A 20069-nucleotide genomic window follows, 5' to 3' on the forward strand; every position below is an offset into this window, starting at 1 on the left:
TTTTGCTGTACCTTGGCCTCGCTTAAGGAAGGATGTTTTATACTTCCGCATACTACACATCAACATTCGGTAAGCAATTGCCGGAAAACACATACTATAAGAAGGGGGGATTCCTTTTGTTTGACCGACAAAAGGTTCAAAAATATTTTCAGTTGGCTATATGCCAAAGGATAATAGCATCTATCGTTGATCATTGCGATTAACCGAATCATAATTTCACACGGAATGTATCCGGATGATACATCCCATTTCGCTAATAATAGCCGCAATTCTGTAAAGGGTTGCGGCTGTTTTTTTTCCTTAAAATTATTGCATGATTTAAATACACACGGGTACAAGACCATTCCTTTTTATTATATTTGCTGTATGGAACCTTTAAAAAATATTCTGATTCTTTGTACGGGCAATTCCTGTCGCAGCCAGATGGCCGAAGGTTTTCTGAACCTTTTTTTGTACGATAAGGCAAGGGTTTTTAGCGCCGGGGTGGAGGTTCATGGGCTGAATCCAAGGGCGGTAAAAGTTATGGCTGAAGACGGAGTGGATATTTCAATGCAGACTTCCAACCACGTTGAGGAATACATTCACATGGATTTTGACTTCGTGATTACCGTTTGCGACCATGCCGCAGAAGTTTGCCCGGTTTTCCCCGGTGCAAAAGAAATAATTCACCATAGTTTTCCTGATCCAGCCAAAGCAAAAGGGAGCGAAGCAGAAATTATGGATGCTTTCCGGGACACCAGGGATGAGATCAAGGACTGGTTCAAGGATTTTGCCGATGCATTGGTGCTTTGACCTGTGCGGAGTCATCAGGGGAATAAAAGAACGACCAATATCAGTGTGATAACGGCCGTTCGCGTTTTTGGGAAAGTGTATAAAAATGTAGGGGACTTAATTCAGGCTCAATAAAATTTACCGTTCATTGTCAACAGTAAAATCTTTCAGTGATTTTCCGAGTTCATCCATATCGTGATTAAACTCTATTTTGAACGATTGCCATTTTTCTCCTCCGTCTTCTTTGTATTCGCTCATTCTAATTTTCATTTCGGAATTTTTTTCTTCCAATACAGCAATTTGTTTTTCGTAAGATGCCTTTAAATCTTTTTTATGCACCTAAATACCTGTTTTATGAGATAGGGATGGTAATTTTATTAAAAATTTACATTGACTTCTTCCCTGTTGTAGTTAAAAACAGTTTAAATCAGGAAAAGTAACATTAGATTGAAACCATCCATGCTCGGCATATTACTGGTTATGACCTTTCTGGTACCTGTTTTGGGTACCTATGGATGGTTGCATCACCAGAAAAATGTTGTCCGGGAAGAAGTCAAAAGTCAGATCCTTCAAGGTATGGACAAAAAGGAGCTGGTTTTACTTAAATTATCCCAGAAGGAAGCCCGTATTGAACTTAAGTGGAAAGGTCCCGGTGAATTTAAGTATAAAAACCAGATGTATGATGTGGTGGAATCGGAAATGGCCGGAGATTCCATCACCTACTGGTGCTGGTGGGATCATGAAGAAACCCAACTCGACCAAAAACTAAAAACGCTAGTTAACCATGTTCTGAATAACGATACCGATGGCAAAGAAAAAAAAGAGCGATTGATTCATTACCTGAAATCGCTCTATTGTTATACCTCAACAGAGGTCGTTTTTCCTACTCCTCCTTTAATGTTTACCGCATTTAACTTCATTGCGGATCCTTATGCAATTCTTTTTTTGACCCCACCGGCCCCACCTCCTAAGCTCTGCATGGGGTAAGGTGATTATTTATCTATCTGATTCATTTTATTTTCCAATTAAGAAACTGTGCATTCCCGACAGTAACCATGGCTCGTTTCATTTGATTATCATATGGATCAATCAATGCTTGCGGTGGTGTATTCTGAATCAGGGGAATTTATCCGCGCGATCAACATTCGTTCGGGGATTCATTTAATTAAAAATGACTAATGAAATATATATACATTTTAGGGTTATGGCTTGGAATTTCAGGGGTTGCCCTTTCCCAAACCATCACCATTAAAGATAAAGATACTGAAGAGCCACTCGAACTGGTGAGCCTGTCCAGCGATAATCCCAGTGTCTTTACTACCACAAATGCACGGGGGCGGGCAGACCTTTCAGCTTTCAAAGATGCCGGGCAAATACAGATTCGCCTGCTTGGTTACCGCACCGTCACGGAAAGTTATGCCGGATTGGAGGCTTCTTCTTTTGAGTTGTTGCTGGAACCTTCCTTTTTGGATATGGATGAAATCGTCGTATCTGCTTCCCGCTGGCGTCAAAGCTCCCGTGATTTACCTTCAAAGGTGATTACCGTTTCGGCCAGGGAGGTAGCCCTTCAAAATGTTCAAACGGCAGCAGATCTTTTAAATATTTCCGGGAAAGTGTACATCCAGAAAAGCCAGCAGGGGGGAGGTAGCCCCATGATCAGGGGCTTTGCGACAAACAGGTTGCTGTATACCATAGATGGCGTTCGCATGAACACAGCCATTTTCCGTGGGGGCAATATCCAGAACGTGATTTCTCTAGATCCCTTCTCCATCCAACAAACGGAGGTTTTTTTTGGACCGGGATCGGTTATTTACGGGAGTGATGCTATTGGCGGTGTCATGAGTTTTCAAACGCTGACCCCTCAATTTTCCATTACAGAAAAACCGTTGATCACCGGGAAGGCCGTCAGTCGGTATGCTTCGGCAAATGAGGAAAAAACCGCCCATTTTAATGTCAATGTGGGGTGGGGAAAATGGGCTTTTGTCACCAGCCTCAGCGCCAATGATTACGATCATCTGCGCATGGGGAGCAAGGGCCCTGAGGATTACCTTAAGCCTTATTATGTACAACGTCTGGACAATATGGATGTAGTGATCGAAAATGAAGATCCCCGGGTGCAAAATCCATCGGCATATTCGCAGATCAATATGATGCAAAAGGTGCGCTTCAAGCCTAATGATGAATGGGATTTTCAATACGGATTTCATTATTCCGAGACCTCTGATTATGGCCGTTATGATCGGCATCTGAGATTGAAAGAGGGTTTGCCCCGTTATGCCGAATGGAAATACGGGCCACAAAAATGGATGATGAACCATTTTAGTATTGATCACCTGGGGCAAAACAGCGTTTATGATGAAATGAATATTCGCCTGGCACAGCAGTTCTTTGAAGAAAGTCGCATCGATAGGTCGCTCAACAAGAACGCCAGGTCTATTCGTAAAGAGCAGGTTCAGGCTTATTCCGTAAATATTGATTTTTTTAAAGCACTTGGAAATAAAAACAAGTTGTTCTATGGTGTTGAATACGTCCTCAACGATGTAAACTCCACAGGCATAGACGAGGATATTTCCACCATGAAAAGCGAACCCGGCCCTTCCCGTTATCCCCAGTCAAAGTGGGAGTCCATGGCCGCTTATATCAACAGCCAGTTTAAATTATCTGATGAATTCATCCTTCAGGCAGGAATGCGATATAACCAGTTTGTCCTGGATGCGGTATTTGACACTGAATTTTATCCGTTTCCCTTTTCTACGGCAGTCCTCAACAGTGGATCTGTCTCTGGAAGCCTGGGATTTGTTTACAGGCCCTCGGATACCTGGGTGATCAGCTCAAACCTGGCCAGGGGGTTCCGTGCCCCGAATGTCGATGATGTGGGAAAAGTGTTTGATTCTGAACCAGGAGCGGTGGTTGTTCCCAATCCCGAGCTACAGCCTGAATTTGCCTACAATGTCGACCTGAGCGTGGCAAAAGTGTTCGGAAAAACCGTCAAGATAGATTTGACGGGTTATTACACCTTATTGCAAAATGCATTGGTAAGAAGGGACTTTATTTTAAACGGACAGGATAGTATTTTGTACGACGGTACTTTGAGTAAGGTCCAGGCCATCCAAAATGCGGCGGTAGCCCATGTGTATGGAATCCAGGCAGGCATTGAGATAAAACTGCCAATGGGTTTTGGAATTTCTTCTGATTTTAACTTCCAGAAAGGGGAGGAGGAACTCGATGACGGAACCACCAGTCCTTCCCGACATGCTGCTCCATGGTATGGTATGTCCAGGCTTACTTATACAGCGAGTAAACTTAACCTTCAGTTTTACGCTGTTTACCAGGGAGAGCGAAAATTTGAAGACATGGCTTTTGAAGAGCAGGGGAAACCGGAAATTTATGCAGCGGATACCAACGGAAATCCTTATGCACCCTCCTGGTGTACGCTCAACTTTAAAAGTATGTACCAATTCATGGAAAATCTAAGCGTGAGTGCCGGAATCGAAAATATAACGGATCAAAGATATCGCCCTTATAGTTCAGGAATTTCTGCACCAGGGAGAAATTTTATCCTTTCGTTCAGAGCTAATTTTTAAGATTTGGGAGGGCATATTTCGTTAAGGGAGTCAGGGGAGGTTTAAGGATTGATCTTTTTTTGAACAGATCGTCCTTAAACCCTCCCCGGCTTTTGGGGAACCCTTTTACATTTATTCTGTTACATTTTTCACTCTCTTATCCTGATTTCTACTCGCCTGTTTTGGGCTCTGCCCTTGGTCGTTTCATTGTTATCCACCGGTTCTTTTTCACCAAATCCAATGGCTGTAATGTTTTCCGGGGCACAACCTTTTTCAATGAGGTAGGCTTTGACGGCTTTGGCCCTGTTTTCGGAAAGCAATTGATTATCAGTCTCTTCTCCCACATTATCGGTATGTCCGAGAATTTCTATGCTCAAAGCATATTCCTTCATCCAGTTTACGAGGCGGTCGAGCTCGGGGTAGGAGGTAGGTTTGATCTCGTATTTAGCGGTTTCGAAAAAGAGGTTGTTGAGTTTCAGCTTGACGCGATTTTCTTTCATTTCTTTTACGGTAGTCAGCACCATGTCTTCTTCCAGCTTGAAATTTTTCACCCCTTCGGTAAGATCTACATTTCCTGACAAGGGAAAGAAATTCGGGTGTTTGATGGAATACCCGAATTTTCCAATTTCCGGCAGGGTGGCAAAAAAGTCGCCGGTAGCAGGGTCGCTGCGGGTTATCTGCACGATCTCCCCTGTTTCGAGGTCCTGCCATTGTATTTCGGCGCTAATGGGCTCGCCATTGATTCCTTTGAGGCTCCCGCTAATGGTGGCTACCTTATCGGGTTGGTAAGCTTTGGGAAGGTCTGCGATGTAAATATCAATATCGCCGCCGGTTTCCTCTTTTGAAAAATAAGCCTGTGATCCGTCGGTAGTCACTTTGAATTCCCACTCGTTGTTGACCGTATTGATGCCTTTACCTAGATTTACAGGTTCGCTCCAGTTGGTCCAGCCATCATCGAGTCTTTTGGAGACAAAAACATCAAATTCGCCGATACCGACATGGCCTTTGGAGCAAAAATAAAGCGTTTTTAGATCAGGGTGAAGATAAGGAGCACGGTCGGCTTTGTTGGTATTGATTACGGTGCCCAGAGTATGGGCCTGTGTCCAGTTGCCGTCCTTATCTTTTACGGAAACATAAATGTCGATATCATCAGCATACACGCTTGATCCCGATGCGAATAAAATAGCATTGCCATCGGCTGTGATACGGGCATCCGCCTGCCAGGAATTTTTGTTGATGGCATCAGATAAAGGTTTGGGGGTGGACCATCCGTTTTTTTGTTTTTCACTGGTGCATATTTTACCTTCGACGAATAAGATCATGCTGTTTCCGTCAGCAGATAAAGCTTCCGGAGCCTCGTTTTTAAAAGTACTTAATTCGGGAATGGGCACCGCTTCCTGCCAGATACCTTTTTCCTTTTTGGAAATATGGATATTTTCATTGTTCCTGAGGCCGTTGGATTCGTTTCTGCAGATTAATAGTGTTTTGTCGTCAGCACTGATAATAGGAGCGTATTCCATGGCCTTTTTCGTATTAATGTTTGCCCCGATACTGCTCGAATGTACGATCTGCCCTTCCGTGGTGAGAATGGTGTAGAGTTTATTAAATTTATCATTTTTCTCACCGAAGTAAGCTTTAAGCTCTTCCATTTCTTTGGCCGCAGTATCAAAATCCTCTACAGTCAGTAAGGGTTTGATCAAGCTTCGCATGGCGTTGTAGGCTTTATCCTCCGGAGCATTTTGTTTGATGTAGGTTCTGTACATCGTTTTTTTCGAAGGATCGAAAAGGCCCAGTTCAAAATCTTTTATTTTTACATTTTGGAGATCTTCTTCCAGCCGGGCTTCTGTGATGATGCCAGGGTACTTATCCATAAATTCCATAAGGTCAGTTTTGGTGCCCTCGGAAGCAATAGTCTGGTACAGGTTTTTCAAAATGACTTCCCTGTTTTTTCCGTTGGGAAACCTTCGGGCATAATTTTCCATGGCATTTTTGTCGTTTGATTTCAACAACGCCTTGACCAGCATACCTGTTATCTCGGGGGTGTTTTTAGACTCCGGAAATTTATCCAGGTAATCAAAAAAATCTTTCGGATTATCCGATGAAGCAATAGCCTCTAAAGCCATCTTTTCTTCGTTGTGTTTGAAATAAGCGATGTCTTTATCGATTTCGGCAACGTTTGGGTAGCCGGGGTATTTCTTTTTGAAACTTTCAAGCGCCTCCCAGTTTTTGGCCTCCTTTTTATACAGAGCATAATATGCTTTCAGTACCGGCTTGGCACTGTCATGGTCTGGGTAATTGTCGGCAAAGGCTTTGTGTAGGGCAACGTCTTCCGTTTTTAATATTTTTTCAGCCATGAGGTCAACGGCTTTACTTTTATCGGTCTGCAACAAATCCTGAAAGGGAAATTCAGGATTGAGGCTTCCAAAGCGTTCCAGGTAATCGATGCCCGGATAACCTGTTTTGTACAATTGATAATAATTCAGCCAGACGGAATCTATCTTTTCATAATCAGGGAACTGGTCGATGAAGTTTTTATTTCCTGTAATGGTGCCGTCTTCGATCACCCTTTGGTACATATCGTCTTTTATCCGGTTTTTGTCGGCTTCAAGCCTCGGTTTTAATGGGAAATCCGGATACATTCTTTCAAATTGCTCCAGGTCGCTAAGGGAGGGTTTGGTTTTTTGATATTTGAGATAAAGCGCTTCCCATACTTTTTGATTTGCAGGATGAGTGGGGTAATTTTCGACAAAGCGCTTGTTTTCTTCATACGTTCCGTAACGCGGAAGTTTTGCTGCAAGACTGTCCACTCCTCTTGCTGCAAAAGGGGTATCGCGGTATTGTAATATGAAATCATCCAGAGAACTTATGTTGTTGGATCGTGAAAGGCTGTCCAGCGCGTTAAGCACTCCGTTTTTAATAAAATAATTCTGGGGAAAAGCCTCCGCAAATGTTTCAAATCTGTCCCATGAATTCGCCTCGATATAAAGATTGAAGAGGCTGGTTTGTGCTTTTTTGTACAACTCCGGTGACCGATTGGAAAGACTTGAACCATATTTTTCCAGTAATTCGGCATAAGCCTGCCAGGTGCCTGTCTTTTCAGTATGGTTAAAGGCCATTTTATTGCGGGCCAGGACAGCCTCTTTTTCGTATTTGAAACCCGGTTTGGGATAAGAATTTAGAAAATGATCCCAGGATTCAAGGGTGTTTTCTTCTTCTGAAGCGCTGAATGCAGCAATGGCAATATCCTTTTTTTGCTTTTTGATCAAACTGGTATTAAAATCCTTACTCAGCTTGTTTTTAAGCCTGGAGTTCATTTTCCGATAGGATTGTTCGGCCAGTATCGTATAGTGATAAGCAGTGTCCAGGTTATAATTCGAAAAGCCTCCGGTAGCATGGATTTTGCCCATTCCGAACTGTGCCAGGGAAATATATTCTTCATCTGTAAGCCCTTGCATTAGGGTGGCGTAAGCTTCATCGAGTTGACCTTTTTCTATCTGTTTGATTCCCTTTGTGGCTTGAGAAAACAAAAAGGACCCCATGCAAAAAAGGATAAGGAAAAGGGATAGTTTTTTGGCTGTGACAGCATGCATTGTGATTGGATTTTTTACAATAATACGAAAAAAAGGGTAAGAAATTGTTCTGCCAAAAGCTTCAGCTTGTTTTGTCCTGGAGCAGGATTAGCGTTTTCCTGGTTATTGAGGTTGATTTTATAACCGTCGAAAATATTTTCTCTCGTTCAGATAATATTTTTGTACCATAAAAAAAGGGACAGAAAATGATTTCCGCCCCTTTTTTATGGTATTCAGCTTTGATTAGCGAAGCAAGGTTATTTCTCCGGATTCTTCCAGTTCATCGCCATTTAAAACGTAAATGGTCGTATAGATGTAAACATCTGACTGAGCTGGTTCGCCCTTATAAGTTCCATCCCATGCTTCGTCAGTGGTGGTTTCGAAAACCATTTGTCCCCAACGGTTATAAACGCGTACAGATTTTACCTGTACACCATCTGTATGATAAATCTTGAAGACATCATTGTAATCATCCCCATTGGGGGTGAATACATTGGGGATTCGAAGTGCTGAGAACAAGACAAGTACATCTGTTTCGTCCATTCTCTCACAACCGTCCACTGAAGTAACTGTCACGCTGAAGGTTTGATAAATTTCAGCATTATCGTCGCCGGGAATATTGGTGGCTGTGAAGGTCGGTACTGTTGAAGTACCTAACGACTGGCCATTCATGAACCATTCATAGGCAGCACCGGCAGCCAGTGGAGGATCTGATTCGATATTGGCGGTTAACAATGTGGCCCCTCCGATGTAAACTGTATCAGGCTCAGCAGTTAAAGAAACGCTGAAATTGTTCCCTACAACACTGATGGTCGCCGTTTCCGTAAGGGTTCCACAATCATCTCCATAGGAATAGCTTAGGGTTACCTCCGTAGTGGCGGCCAGGTCCGGGATCACAAGCGGGTTGCCGGTCTGGGTTACCCCGTTGTAACTCCACTCGAAAATTTCAGGAATTCCACCAGGCAGATCAGAAACAGCCTCAAGTACGGCCTCGTCTCCCAGACAGATCTGGATATCATTCAGAGTGAGCGTAGGTTCTTCCACCACGGTGAGCGTCACACTTTCTTCAACCGTACCACATTCATTGTCTGCCGCAAGATCATAGGTTGTCGTCATATTGGGATTCACCTCATACATGGCATCGGAAACGTTGACATTCGGATCATCAGGGGAGGTCCAATTGTAACCGACACCTGCTTGAACGTTTCCGTTGTATAATTGAATAGGCGTGTTATCCGACTCACAAATCGTCAGGTCGTCGATTACCGAAATGATAGGTAATTGAGTGACATTGACGGTTACGGAAGTGGAGGAAGGACAAGCGTCATCGCTGGTTGCCGTATAAGTCGTCACACCGGTCGGGCTCACCACCGGATCCAGACAGCCATTGCAGACTTCCGGACTCCATTCAATCCCGCCCTCTCCATCATAGGAAAGCATCAGTTGCAACTGATCTCCTGCGCAGATGGTTGGGTTCTCAGGCGTAATGCTCATATTTGGCGGTTGCTGGACATTGATGAGAATGGAAGCTGTGTCCAGACAGGCATTATTATGGGTCACTCTCTGGTACAGGAAGCTATCCTGTGTAATAAATACCATATTCCACAATGAATCAGGTGTCTGGTAGCCAAGACCATTTAACCATTCCAATTGAATATCCGGAAAATCCGACGGTTCATAAGTCGGGGAAATAAGCGTTACAATTTCACCGGGGCAGTAAGGATCCTTTTCAGGGATGGCAATGAGGGTTGAATTCGGGAGAGAATCCACCCGAACCAATACGGAGTCAAATACCATACATGCCCCTACCTGGTAGGCCGTGAAATAAGCAGTCGTCAATTGAGGGGTAACGGTAACGGACAGCACATCACTGACTGAAACACTGTTATCACTGGAAGTCCAGACAACATTGTCTGGCGTGCCCAGACTGGTGATGGCATTGATGTCGATGGTTTCTCCCAGACAGAGGAAAGTGGTATCCGGATTGGTAATGGCTATGTCTGCCGGTAAAACGGTTACCGTCACCTGCGCGGTATCCCGGCACGCTTCGTTGGCGCTTATGGCAATAAGCTGATAAGTAGTGGTGATATCCGGGGTGCCAATAGGTGTCGGACTCAACGGATCATCAATCGCTTCGGCCGGTGTCCACGAATAAGTAGTGGTTCCCAGTTGGTCTAGGTAGGCCAGTTGTACACTGTAATTTTCACATATAGTGGTATCCTCGGCCATCACAGGGAACGTGAACGGAGATACGCTGATAGATACCGTATCACTGACAGCACAGCCATAGAGATTTACGGTAGCAATATAATTTGTAGGAACCAAAGGATCAACCGTTACAAGAGATCCGTTGGGGTCATCAATATTGTTGGTCGGAGTCCAGAATAGCCCGGTATGGTTTACGTTATCAGCAACTTCAAGAGTAACGTTATCTCCCTGACAAATAGCCACAGGATCCAGGGCGTTGATTTGGATTTCAGGATCAATAATCTGGAGATAGATTGAATCCTCTGCAGAACATATCCCCACATTACCTACCACATTTACCCACATGCTTTGAGTAGGAGTGACCGTAGGGTTTTCAGACTGCGCATCACTAAAAACAGCTACCGGAGTCCAGAAATAGGTTGCCGCACCTGTTACGCCCAGGGAAGCATTACTGCCCTGGCAAACAAAAGTGGTATCCTGTCCCGGGATAATATTTACAGAAAGTGCGTCGTGTAATTCAACGGCAACACTGGTCAATTCGATCAAACCACAGCCAAAATCACTGGTCAGTGATATTTGAATGATTTCAATAGGTTCTACCTCAAGGTCAGAAAGCACAGTGATTGGGAAGGATAATTCAGTTACCCCCGGAGGGAAAACGATCGTTTCCGGGATGTCAAGTAAATAATCAACACCCAGTTCAGCGGTTCCCAGTCCTCCAATAACTACATTGTATGAAACGGTATCTGCCTGGGGAGAACTCAGTGTGATGACCAGGTCATCCGGTTGGTTGGTACAATCTTCAATGAGGTAATCAATACCCGAATTGAAGTTTATCGCCATATTGGGCGCCCCTCCCTTTAATTCAGAGATAAACACCCCTGAATCCCATGCGGTATCCCCCCTGTCGGCAATAGCCAGCTTCAGGTGGTAAGTATTGCAAGGAATTACTTCGGAACGAGCAGTAAGGCTCTTTTTAACACCAAGGTAATCAGAAGTCAACCCATCATACTGGACACTTTGCCCACCGGTATTGTCGCGGTAGTATTGCCAGTTGACCAGGTTGTTTACACTGTTGATCTCAACGAATGTATTGTTGCCATCAGGCAGCACAGCAATATTTTGCTGGTTATTTATGTTAGGATCTCCCGCGATACCTGGTCCTGAGATCAGGAAGGCGAAGATATCATTAAACTGGTTGACGAATTCGGGGTATTCTTCCGAGCCAAAGACGTATTCAAAAACGAGTTCGTCCGTCGCCACAAAAACATCCATTTCGATGATACAGGCGTTGTTGGACAAATCTCCGTCCCCGAAAGTAATGGAAAGGTAGTCGAGATCGGCATCCCCAGGGAATCCGTTGTTGCTGTTGAAGTTTCCTCCACCGCCATCATCATTAGGGCCTACTGCCCAGTTAAGATCTCCGCTGGTGAGCAGGAGTCCTCTGTCCAGGCCAAGGTTTGAGTTGTCACCCGTTTCAAAAATACCATAAGCCCCCTGAGCACAATTCACATCTGTAATGGTCACAGTGGTTTGTGGCGTCGTAATAAAGTCGAGTATTTGTTCTTCTGTGATACCGCTTTCCACGGTGATCGGGTTGACTGCTTCACAAGGCTGGTTGGAACATTGCCAGGATCCTCCCCAACCTTCAAAAGCGTTACTGCCATCCGAGATGAATTGAACGGTCATACAGCCACTGGAGGCTTGAACCATATAACAAACACCGCCGCCGCCGCCATCGAAACCATCACCAGCCAGGTTGGCGATTACTGCACCCGGATCCGCTTCGTCGCTATCATAAAAAATGAGCTGGTCGGTAACCCCGAAATCTGAAACTTCAATATTGTAGTAATCAAGCGTAAATAATATACATGAATTCGGCTGATCAGGACATATGGTAAAAGTATAATTTTCATTGTTGCCGTAATCCCCGTCGGGGCCTCCGGAATCGAATAGTTCACCCGAACAAAGCGTTGATCCTCCTTCGTCAATGGTATTCACCGGCTCCAGTTCATCAACGCAGAGGCGGAAATCCCCCCAGTTGGGTGTGGCCGAAGCTGAATAATCATTGATCCGGATGAAATACTGGATATTGGGGGTTAGTCCGAGTACATCCAGTTCGAGGTAGGTTTCATTCAAACCGGCAGAAATACAGGCTATTTCTGACAGACCATCAAAGGTACAATCGCCACGATAGAGAGCTATCTGCGGATTGAGAATGGAGTTGCCATTGTCGGTAGCTCCTTCCAGGTAAATGGTATAATCAAAAATGGTATCACTCGTGGTGAACATAAACCAGACGTCGTTTTGGACGGTGCCGCCATTAAAACAGTTAGGGATATTTCCGAAACCAATATTACTGGCCGTGGCATTCACATTATTATAGATCATATCGTTGGGGCAGGTAGGAGGTACCCCGAGATCAATAATTCCATCACAATTATCGTTGACAGGCTGAGCCGTGGCAAGGATTGCGGAATAGAGCAGGAAAAATAAAAAGTATAAACGCTTCATATTTCGTGTAATTAATTTTTTCGTGCTAAAAATAAGTTTCTTTTTTGTTATTACGCAGGAGAATCAAAAATTTGATGTCGTAAAATTGCCAAATTTATACTTGTAGATAACTTTTATTCTAATTGCGTCCTTTTGCTTGGAAGAATTGGCTTTTCAGGAGGTTATTAAAAGGGGCGTATATATTAAGACTTACATTTTCGAAGGGCCTCTTGAACGTCCTTGATTTTCACATATCCAAAATCATTGCCCCAGGCCTGGTTAATGAAATTGATGATATTGGTTAATTCGGCATCGGTCAAATTAGGAATGGGCAGCATTGCTTCACTATATACCTTGTCACCATACCGGAGAGTATCTTTTAGCCCATTGGTAATGATACAGGCAATCCCCGCTCTATTTTCTGCAAGATAGTTAAAACCTGCCAGCGGGGGGATCAGTGACTGAAGCCCTTGACCATGCTCCATATGGCAACCGGAACAATGATTTTTATAAAGCATTTCACCTTGCTTGAAAGTATTTCCTTCACAGCTGTTGATCAAAAGTGAGATAGCGGTGAAAAAAGCCAGTTGAATTAATTTCAGTTGCATGGTAAAACAAATTTTGGTTCAGGCAATGATCTGAAGTGTTTTTTTGACGGCTTCGGCCTTTTCCAAAGCGGTTTCCAAATTGTCGTCCAAAATAGTGGCATGCCCCATTTTTCGAAACGGTTTGGTCATTGCTTTGCCGTAAAGGTGGAGGTTTACTCCTTCCATAGCCAGGCATTTTTCCAAACCGTCATAAATGGCCGGCCCTGAAAAATGATCCTTTCCCAGTAGGTTTAGCATTACGGCTGGCGATTTAATTTTTGTGCTTCCCAAAGGTAGACCTAAAATGCCCCGCAAATGCTGCTCGAACTGTGAAGTATAACAACTATCGATGGTATGATGCCCGCTGTTGTGGGGGCGTGGAGCCACTTCGTTGATCAATAATTCTCCTTTTTTGGTGAGGAAAAATTCAATCGCCAGCAATCCGCAAATATTAAAAGCATTGATGAGAGACGCGGCCATTTTTTCGGCAGCTTCTTCAATGGATGGATCAATCCTGGCCGGGCAAAGCAGGTATTCCACAAGGTTAGCCTGTGGGTTGAAGGTCATTTCAACGGCAGTGAAGGCTTTTGTTTCTCCGGATTCGTTCCGGGCTACAATGATGGCAAGTTCTTTGTCGATGTCGACAAGATCTTCCACCAGGCTTTCTCCTTGTAACAATTCCGGCAGGTCGGAAAGGGAGGAAACCACCTTAACTCCTTTGCCATCATAACCTTCCCGACACAGTTTTTGAACAAACGGGAGGCTTATGTCTCCTTCCTGAACCGCATCTTTGATGGCCTCAGCGGAGGGATAAAGCCTGAAGGAAGAGGTTGGGAATCCATTGTCGTGGTAAAATTGCTTCTGGAGCCCTTTGTCTTTTATGATATTGAGACTCGTCGGATCGGGATGAACTTGCACCCCTTCCTGTTGTAAACGAATGAGCGCCTCTGTATTGACATGTTCGATTTCAATGGTGACGACATCTTTGTCCTTGCCGAACTGGTACACATCGTCATAGTTGTTGAAGTCTCCCTCCGTAAACCCATGTACATAAGGGCCTGCTGGAAAATTGGCGCTTTTATCCAAAGCATAAATCGGAATATGCATGGGACCTGCATCCAATGCGAGCATTTTACCTAATTGTCCCCCGCCAATAATGCCAACCCTTGTGTTGGTTATTGATTTTTTTTCCATGAATGCTGCTACTTAATTTGAAGCGTCCTGCTTATCGTACTTATCTACTTTCTTTTTGCTTTTTAGCGGCATGTAACGATAAGGTTTATTTTGGAAGTCGGTGACCAAAGAGTCGATTTGCCTGCTCATGCTGTTGAGGTTGTTGTAAAGTGCATCATCCTTGAGCAGCTTTCCTAAAGAGCCCTCGCCTTTGTTGGCTGATTCCATCATCTGAGACAATCCACCGAGGGTGTTGTCGGCAGAGGTAAGGGTAGCTTTCAGGCTCGTAATGGCGGCTTTAACTTCCTTGAGTGTGTTTTCAATGTCACCATCGGCCAGCTGCTTGGTGAGTTTGTCTGCATTGTCGACGATATTTCCGATACTTCCTTTTTTACTGTCCAGTTCTTTGGTCAGGGATTCAATATTAGCAAGGGACTGGCTAATGTCCCCTGAAGACCTTCTCATTAAATTATCGAGCTGGCTCGTGCCTGAATTCAGGTTGGCCATGGTTTGTTTTAGATCATTCATCATTTCCGCAAGGCCGCTGTCGCTGTCGGTAAACAAGGCCTTATTCAGAGAATCCACCAGGGATTTCATTTCTGTTTTGATGATATCCATGTATTCTTCCACGACCTGAGGACTTGCCATGGAGGCCAGTAGGTTTTTAGTCTGGCCGGCCAGGTAACTCCCCGGTTCTGCACAATCATCCCCTGAACAGGGTGCACCGTATTCCATGATAATGGCTTTTGCCCCCATCATGCTGGTAGCGACAATGACTGCTTTGGTGTTTTTAGGTACCCGGATTCCTTTTTCCATATCCAGGGTTACCAATACGTGCTCCCTGTCGTCGGGGAGCAGCTCTATGCCGGAGACCACCCCTTTCTGAATACCACTGATGCGCACATGCGTGCCGATTTGGAGACCTTCCACATCTTCATATAACACAAAATACGAATTGGATTGTTTTAGGACATTTGATCCAAGGATGAATTTATATCCCCAGAATGAAAGCGCAATCGCAACGATTGCGAGAATGCCGATTTTTACTTCTTTTGCCATGCTTATTTTGGTTCATTTTTTTAAAAGACGAGCAAAGATAAATATTCTAAAAGGAAACAGCGCGTTTAACTGGAACAGTGTTGGTTCTTTTTATAAATAATTCCATAGATTGAGGATCAACCCCCTGTTTTTGGGTGTTTTTAGGATTTGTTTTTTCGATGACATTAAAAAAATTAGCGCTTATTGGATGCCTAATTGTTTTTTTGCCTCATCAATAGTAATACGGCTTCCTTTTTGGTAAGCCACCATGAAAGCATCCGAAAAACCTTTGCTCCTGAGATCCATTTTGGCTTCGAGAGCCTGAGTATAGGTGGAGAAGTTGCGTGCCTGGTATTTATATAAATTATTTTCCTGGATTATTTCGATGAGGTAACCGGTGTTTTGCCAAGGGGAGGAACTGGTGTTTAATGGGTAGGGTGAAGCTGCCAATTGTACTCTGAAATCAATAACTCCCTCTTTTGGGGCAATGCCCGATTTGGCCGTCACTGCTTCCCGTGAATCTCTCTTTGAGTAGGTTTCCGGTACAGTGTAAGCCGAAGGTCTGCGGGCGTTGTAATCAAGCCCGGGATAGGTTGCGTAACTGGTTTCGGGTTCCTGGTTCCTGAAAATTTCTTGAGCGTTAAGTTCTTTTGAAGTGCCCTGATCCGCAGCAGATTTTTCCTGACGAGCTGGTGGATTGTATTCGTAACTTGGCGATGCATTTATGGTGTAATACACTTCATTTCCGGTTTTATTGGTCTGAATTCCACTTTTATCCATCTGGGGCGCAGAAACTTCCACCGTTGGCGTTTTTACTTCAACCACTTCATAGGGCAACCCATTTTCAACAGAGGATTCTATCTCCTTTTTATAATCGGAAAAGGCTTTAAGGATGGCTTCTGCCACCTGGTCCTGCCCTTGATCTGTATAAAGGTAATTTTCTTCCCTGGTATTGCTCAGGAAGCCTGTTTCGATCAGCACACTGGGCATGGTAGTTTCCTTCAAGACAACAAATCCAGCTTGCTTGACCCCGCGACTGTTCCGATTGGTGACTACCGAAAACTGTTGTTCCACTTTTGTGGCAAACTGGATACTTTGTTCCAGGAAGGCATTTTGGAACATGCTTAGCAATATATGTCCTTCCGGAGAATTAGGATCGTAGTCATAATTTTTTTCGTAATCCGCTTCAAGCAGTATGGCCGCATTCTCTCGCTTGGCCACATCAAGGTTGTGTTGGGCGGTATGGAGCCCCATGACATAAGTTTCTGTTCCATTGGTTTTACCATTTCCAGGGGGCATGGAATTGCAATGGATCGAAATGAAGAGGTCAGCATTGTTCCTGTTGGCGATTGCCGCTCTTTTGTGCAAGGGGATGAAAACATCAGAATCTCTTGTGAGAATGACTTTAACCTGCGGATAATCTTTTTTGATAGCGTCGGCAAGTTTCTTGGCGATAGAAAGTGCAATAGTTTTTTCATGGGATTTTTTACCCAGGCAACCCGGATCGTGCCCGCCATGACCGGGATCTATCACTACAGTTTTTATTCCGGAGGAAGAAATTTTGATGCCTGGAAGTGGATTGATTTTTTCCAAAGAAAGGCTGTTGGTCTCTAAGGGTAGGTTATTTAGGGTCAAATCATTAGCTTTGTGCCCTGACAATGTAATAATCGGAGAATCGTTTTTGATTTTAGGGGAACTGTTTTGAAGTAAATGTGAAGGAAACGATAAAGAAACGTTAAAATCGACAGCAGGGGCTGCCAAAAAAGACAAAAGAACCGTTTGAATCAGGAATGCAGTTTTGAACATAATATGTTTTTTGAGACCTTTAAACCAGAGTAATTTATTCGCCAAAAAGTTTAATTGCCCGGCTAACAATTTGCAAAATAAGATAATTCTCTCTTTGAAAACAAAACTACTATATATTATTTTTATTTTCTGTGGGTTAACAAAAATATTGTCAGCACAGATTAGCCCTTTGGCAGATTCTTCCTTTATTGTAAAAAATGATCTGGAAGAATCCCAGGATTCTCTTGTCCTGCCATTGGATTCTATCTCGGTGGATTCTATTTCCCCAACCCCTGTTTCTCTGCCTGCTACTCCAAGGCTTCAGTATACTATTTCTTCAGATTCTCTCGACGCCGAAGTGATCTCTTCCGCCAGGGATTCCATGATAACCGATATTATTAATCAAAAGATTCATCTTTACGGAGAGGCAACGGTTGATTATAAAACCATTAATCTCAAAGCCGGGCACATTGTGCTGGATTGGAATACCAGTATTGTGACGGCTGACGGGCTCCCGGACAGTACCGGAAGGATGGCCAGCTTTCCGGTGTTTAAAGACGCCACCCAGGAATTCCAGGCCAAAAGTATGAAATACAATTTCAAAACCGAAAAAGGGATCGTTTACGACATTACTACCCAGCAGCAGGAGGTGATTATCCACGCTGCCCGGTCTAAGTTTATCAGCAATCCTCCAAAAGACAGCACCGAAGAAAAGCAGGACATCATTTATTCTGAAGATGCTATTTTTACCACCTGTACTGCCGAGGAACCTCACTTCGGGGTACATAGTAAAAAACAAAAGATTATTGCCAATAAGATGGTGGTTTCGGGTCCGCTCAATCTTGAAGTAATGGGGGTGCCGACTCCTTTGTGGTTGCCTTTTGGCTTTTTCCCAGTCACTCAGCCAAGAGGTACGGGGCTCTTATTTCCTGAATTTGATTTTTCCGCTGATCAGGGCATGGGCCTTAAAGGACTCGGCTGGTTTTTTCCCCTGGGTGAGCATTTTAACTTGTCGCTTCGCAGTAATGTTTACTTTTTTACCGGAACCTGGGGCCTGTCGGCAGCCTCCCAGTACAAGAAGAAATACAAATACGGCGGGAGTTTTAACCTGGGCTTCGACAACAGAAGGGTAGAGGAGGAGAGCGACGGATCCATTTCCAGCTCCAAGTCGTTTTCCATTCGCTGGACCCACAACCAGGACCGGGCAGCACATCCTACAATGAATTTCGGGGGATCTGTAAACTTCCAGATCAATGGCTACCAAAGTACCGTCAGTAACCGTGCCAATGATGTATTGAATAATTCATTGAGCTCCAACCTGAATTTTACCAAAAACTGGCGGGATAAACCTTTTAATTTCAGCGCCTCCTTCAGCCACAGTCAGAATACTTCCAGCAAAAAAATTACTGTAAACTTTCCAAAGCTGAATTTCCAGACGCAGACGCTTTATCCATTCCGGAAGAAACAGCGTTCAGGCCAGGCTAAATGGTATGAGGATATTACCCTTAAATACACCTCCGAAGCCAAAAGTACTTTTACCGGGGTGGATTCCACTTTTTTTACCAAACAAACCCTTGATGACGCCAGGTATGGGATGAAGCAAAATATTACGTCGGGAACTTCATTTAAGTTACTGAAATATTTCAATTTCAATCCCAGCGTACAATATCAGGAAGTGTGGTACTGGAAATCATTGAATAAAGATCAAATTGAGCAGTTGAATGTAAAGGTGGATACCAGCGGCACAGGTGTAATCACCAGGGATACCTTGTCTTACGGATTTGCCAAGGATACCCTGGTTACCGGATTTGAATCCTTCCGAACCCTTGACATATCGGCATCGGTCAATACCCAGATTTTCGGTACCATTCGATTTAAAAGAGGACGGTTAAAAGGCTTCCGCCATGTGATTAAACCGAGTATTGGTATTAGTTATTCACCTGATTATTCTTCCAATGCCCATTGGTTCAGGCAGGAAAGAGATTTCTCCACTCCCGATAAATACAACGATAATCCCTATTCTATTTTTGATAATGGCATTTATGGATCTCCTTCGGATAACGGAAAACAAATGAGGCTGACCTACGGGTTTGTGAATAATTTTGAAGCCAAGTATTTTTCGAAAAAGGATTCCATCGATAGGAAGATCAAAATATTTGAAAGCATCAATATTGGGGGAAGTTACAATTTTGCCCAACCGGAATACCAATGGAGCGTGGTCTCTGCCAGTGGTCGCACCCGGCTTTTTAAAGGGTTGACCAATTTTGCCTTCAGGTTCAGCTGGGATCCATACCTAAATGAAGTGAACGAGGAACAGACAAGCAGAACGAGGGTGGAAAAATTGTATTATAAAGAAACAGGAAAATTACTCCAGTTTATGGGAGGAACTTTCTCCTTGAACACTGGATTGACCGTTTCCAAAATAAGGGAATTATTCCAGGGCAAGGATCCTGAAGTGGTGGAAGACAGGCGGGATGAACAACAACAACAAGAGGAAGACGATTTCCTGAGTTTGTTTGACAATTTTAGAATTGCTCATAATATGGGGGCTCGATGGGAGCGTACCTATCAGGATAAGGATACCCTGATCATCAGTACCAATTCTGTGGACGTAAGGGGGAATATTAAGCTAACAAAAAACTGGCAAATCACAATCGGGCAAATCGGTTATGATTTTATCAATAAGCGTTTGACTTATCCTGATATCGGTTTCAGACGCGATATTCACTGTTGGGAAGCCGGCTTCAACTGGACACCCGATCGCCAGGCATTCAGCTTTTACATCCGCGCCAAAGGAGGGACTTTCGGATTCCTCAAACTGCCTTATCAACGAAATTACCGGGATGCCGAGCGGGCGAAGAATGCTTTTTAAAAAAGGGGAA

The 20069-nt window shown here is 44.0% G+C and carries 10 protein-coding genes; 4 read left to right on the plus strand and 6 right to left on the minus strand.

Annotated features, from left to right (window positions below):
* The first annotated feature begins 366 nt into the window (after positions 1 to 366).
* The 3 genes from H6571_00370 to H6571_00380 all read left to right on the plus strand — a co-directional run bounded on the left by H6571_00370 (position 367) and on the right by H6571_00380 (position 4355).
* Positions 367 to 792 carry an arsenate reductase ArsC gene (locus tag H6571_00370; protein ID MCB9322169.1) on the plus strand — a complete coding sequence of 142 codons (426 nt, stop codon included), beginning with the start codon at positions 367 to 369 and terminating at the stop codon, positions 790 to 792.
* A 426-nt stretch (positions 793 to 1218) separates the two neighbouring features.
* Positions 1219 to 1758: a hypothetical protein gene (locus H6571_00375; protein ID MCB9322170.1), complete on the plus strand. Its 540-nt coding sequence runs from the start codon at positions 1219 to 1221 to the stop codon at positions 1756 to 1758.
* A 191-nt stretch (positions 1759 to 1949) separates the two neighbouring features.
* Positions 1950 to 4355, plus strand: a complete 2406-nt coding sequence (locus H6571_00380; protein MCB9322171.1) for a TonB-dependent receptor — start codon at positions 1950 to 1952, stop codon at positions 4353 to 4355.
* Between the two features lie 128 nt (positions 4356 to 4483).
* On the opposite strand, the gene H6571_00385 is transcribed toward H6571_00380, so the two are convergent.
* From H6571_00385 to H6571_00410, 6 genes are all read right to left on the minus strand, one after another.
* Complete coding sequence (locus tag H6571_00385) at positions 4484 to 7924, minus strand: OmpA family protein (protein MCB9322172.1); 3441 nt, start codon at positions 7922 to 7924, stop codon at positions 4484 to 4486.
* Between the two features lie 222 nt (positions 7925 to 8146).
* The gene (locus H6571_00390) at positions 8147 to 12625 is read right to left on the minus strand and encodes a choice-of-anchor L domain-containing protein (GenBank protein ID MCB9322173.1); all 4479 of its coding nucleotides are present in this window, start codon (positions 12623 to 12625) and stop codon (positions 8147 to 8149) included.
* Positions 12626 to 12807: 182 nt separating this feature from the next.
* Positions 12808 to 13212, minus strand: a complete 405-nt coding sequence (locus tag H6571_00395) for a cytochrome c (protein MCB9322174.1) — start codon at positions 13210 to 13212, stop codon at positions 12808 to 12810.
* Positions 13213 to 13230: 18 nt separating this feature from the next.
* Positions 13231 to 14385 carry a 5-(carboxyamino)imidazole ribonucleotide synthase gene (locus H6571_00400; GenBank protein ID MCB9322175.1) on the minus strand — a complete coding sequence of 385 codons (1155 nt, stop codon included), beginning with the start codon at positions 14383 to 14385 and terminating at the stop codon, positions 13231 to 13233.
* Positions 14386 to 14397: 12 nt separating this feature from the next.
* Positions 14398 to 15423 (minus strand): MCE family protein, encoded by a 1026-nt coding sequence (locus tag H6571_00405; protein ID MCB9322176.1) that lies wholly within the window; start codon positions 15421 to 15423, stop codon positions 14398 to 14400.
* A 180-nt stretch (positions 15424 to 15603) separates the two neighbouring features.
* Positions 15604 to 17208 carry an N-acetylmuramoyl-L-alanine amidase gene (locus H6571_00410; protein MCB9322177.1) on the minus strand — a complete coding sequence of 535 codons (1605 nt, stop codon included), beginning with the start codon at positions 17206 to 17208 and terminating at the stop codon, positions 15604 to 15606.
* A 148-nt stretch (positions 17209 to 17356) separates the two neighbouring features.
* Here H6571_00410 and H6571_00415 point away from each other — a divergent pair, with 148 nt between their 5' ends.
* Positions 17357 to 20059 carry an LPS-assembly protein LptD gene (locus H6571_00415; protein ID MCB9322178.1) on the plus strand — a complete coding sequence of 901 codons (2703 nt, stop codon included), beginning with the start codon at positions 17357 to 17359 and terminating at the stop codon, positions 20057 to 20059.
* The last annotated feature ends 10 nt before the right edge of the window (positions 20060 to 20069 follow it).

It is taken from the genome of Lewinellaceae bacterium (assembly GCA_020636105.1).
In the GTDB taxonomy this organism is placed as follows: domain Bacteria; phylum Bacteroidota; class Bacteroidia; order Chitinophagales; family Saprospiraceae; genus BCD1.

Excerpts from the sequence above, each read along its gene's own strand:
- H6571_00410 (MCB9322177.1), bottom strand. The coding sequence starts at position 17,208 with ATGTTCAAAACTGCATTCCTGATTCAAACGGTTCTTTTGTCTTTTTTG.
- H6571_00370 (MCB9322169.1), top strand. The coding sequence starts at position 367 with ATGGAACCTTTAAAAAATATTCTGATTCTTTGTACGGGCAATTCCTGT.
- H6571_00400 (MCB9322175.1), bottom strand. The coding sequence starts at position 14,385 with ATGGAAAAAAAATCAATAACCAACACAAGGGTTGGCATTATTGGCGGG.
- H6571_00385 (MCB9322172.1), bottom strand. The coding sequence starts at position 7,924 with ATGCATGCTGTCACAGCCAAAAAACTATCCCTTTTCCTTATCCTTTTT.
- H6571_00395 (MCB9322174.1), bottom strand. The coding sequence starts at position 13,212 with ATGCAACTGAAATTAATTCAACTGGCTTTTTTCACCGCTATCTCACTT.
- H6571_00380 (MCB9322171.1), top strand. The coding sequence starts at position 1,950 with ATGAAATATATATACATTTTAGGGTTATGGCTTGGAATTTCAGGGGTT.
- H6571_00405 (MCB9322176.1), bottom strand. The coding sequence starts at position 15,423 with ATGGCAAAAGAAGTAAAAATCGGCATTCTCGCAATCGTTGCGATTGCG.
- H6571_00390 (MCB9322173.1), bottom strand. The coding sequence starts at position 12,625 with ATGAAGCGTTTATACTTTTTATTTTTCCTGCTCTATTCCGCAATCCTT.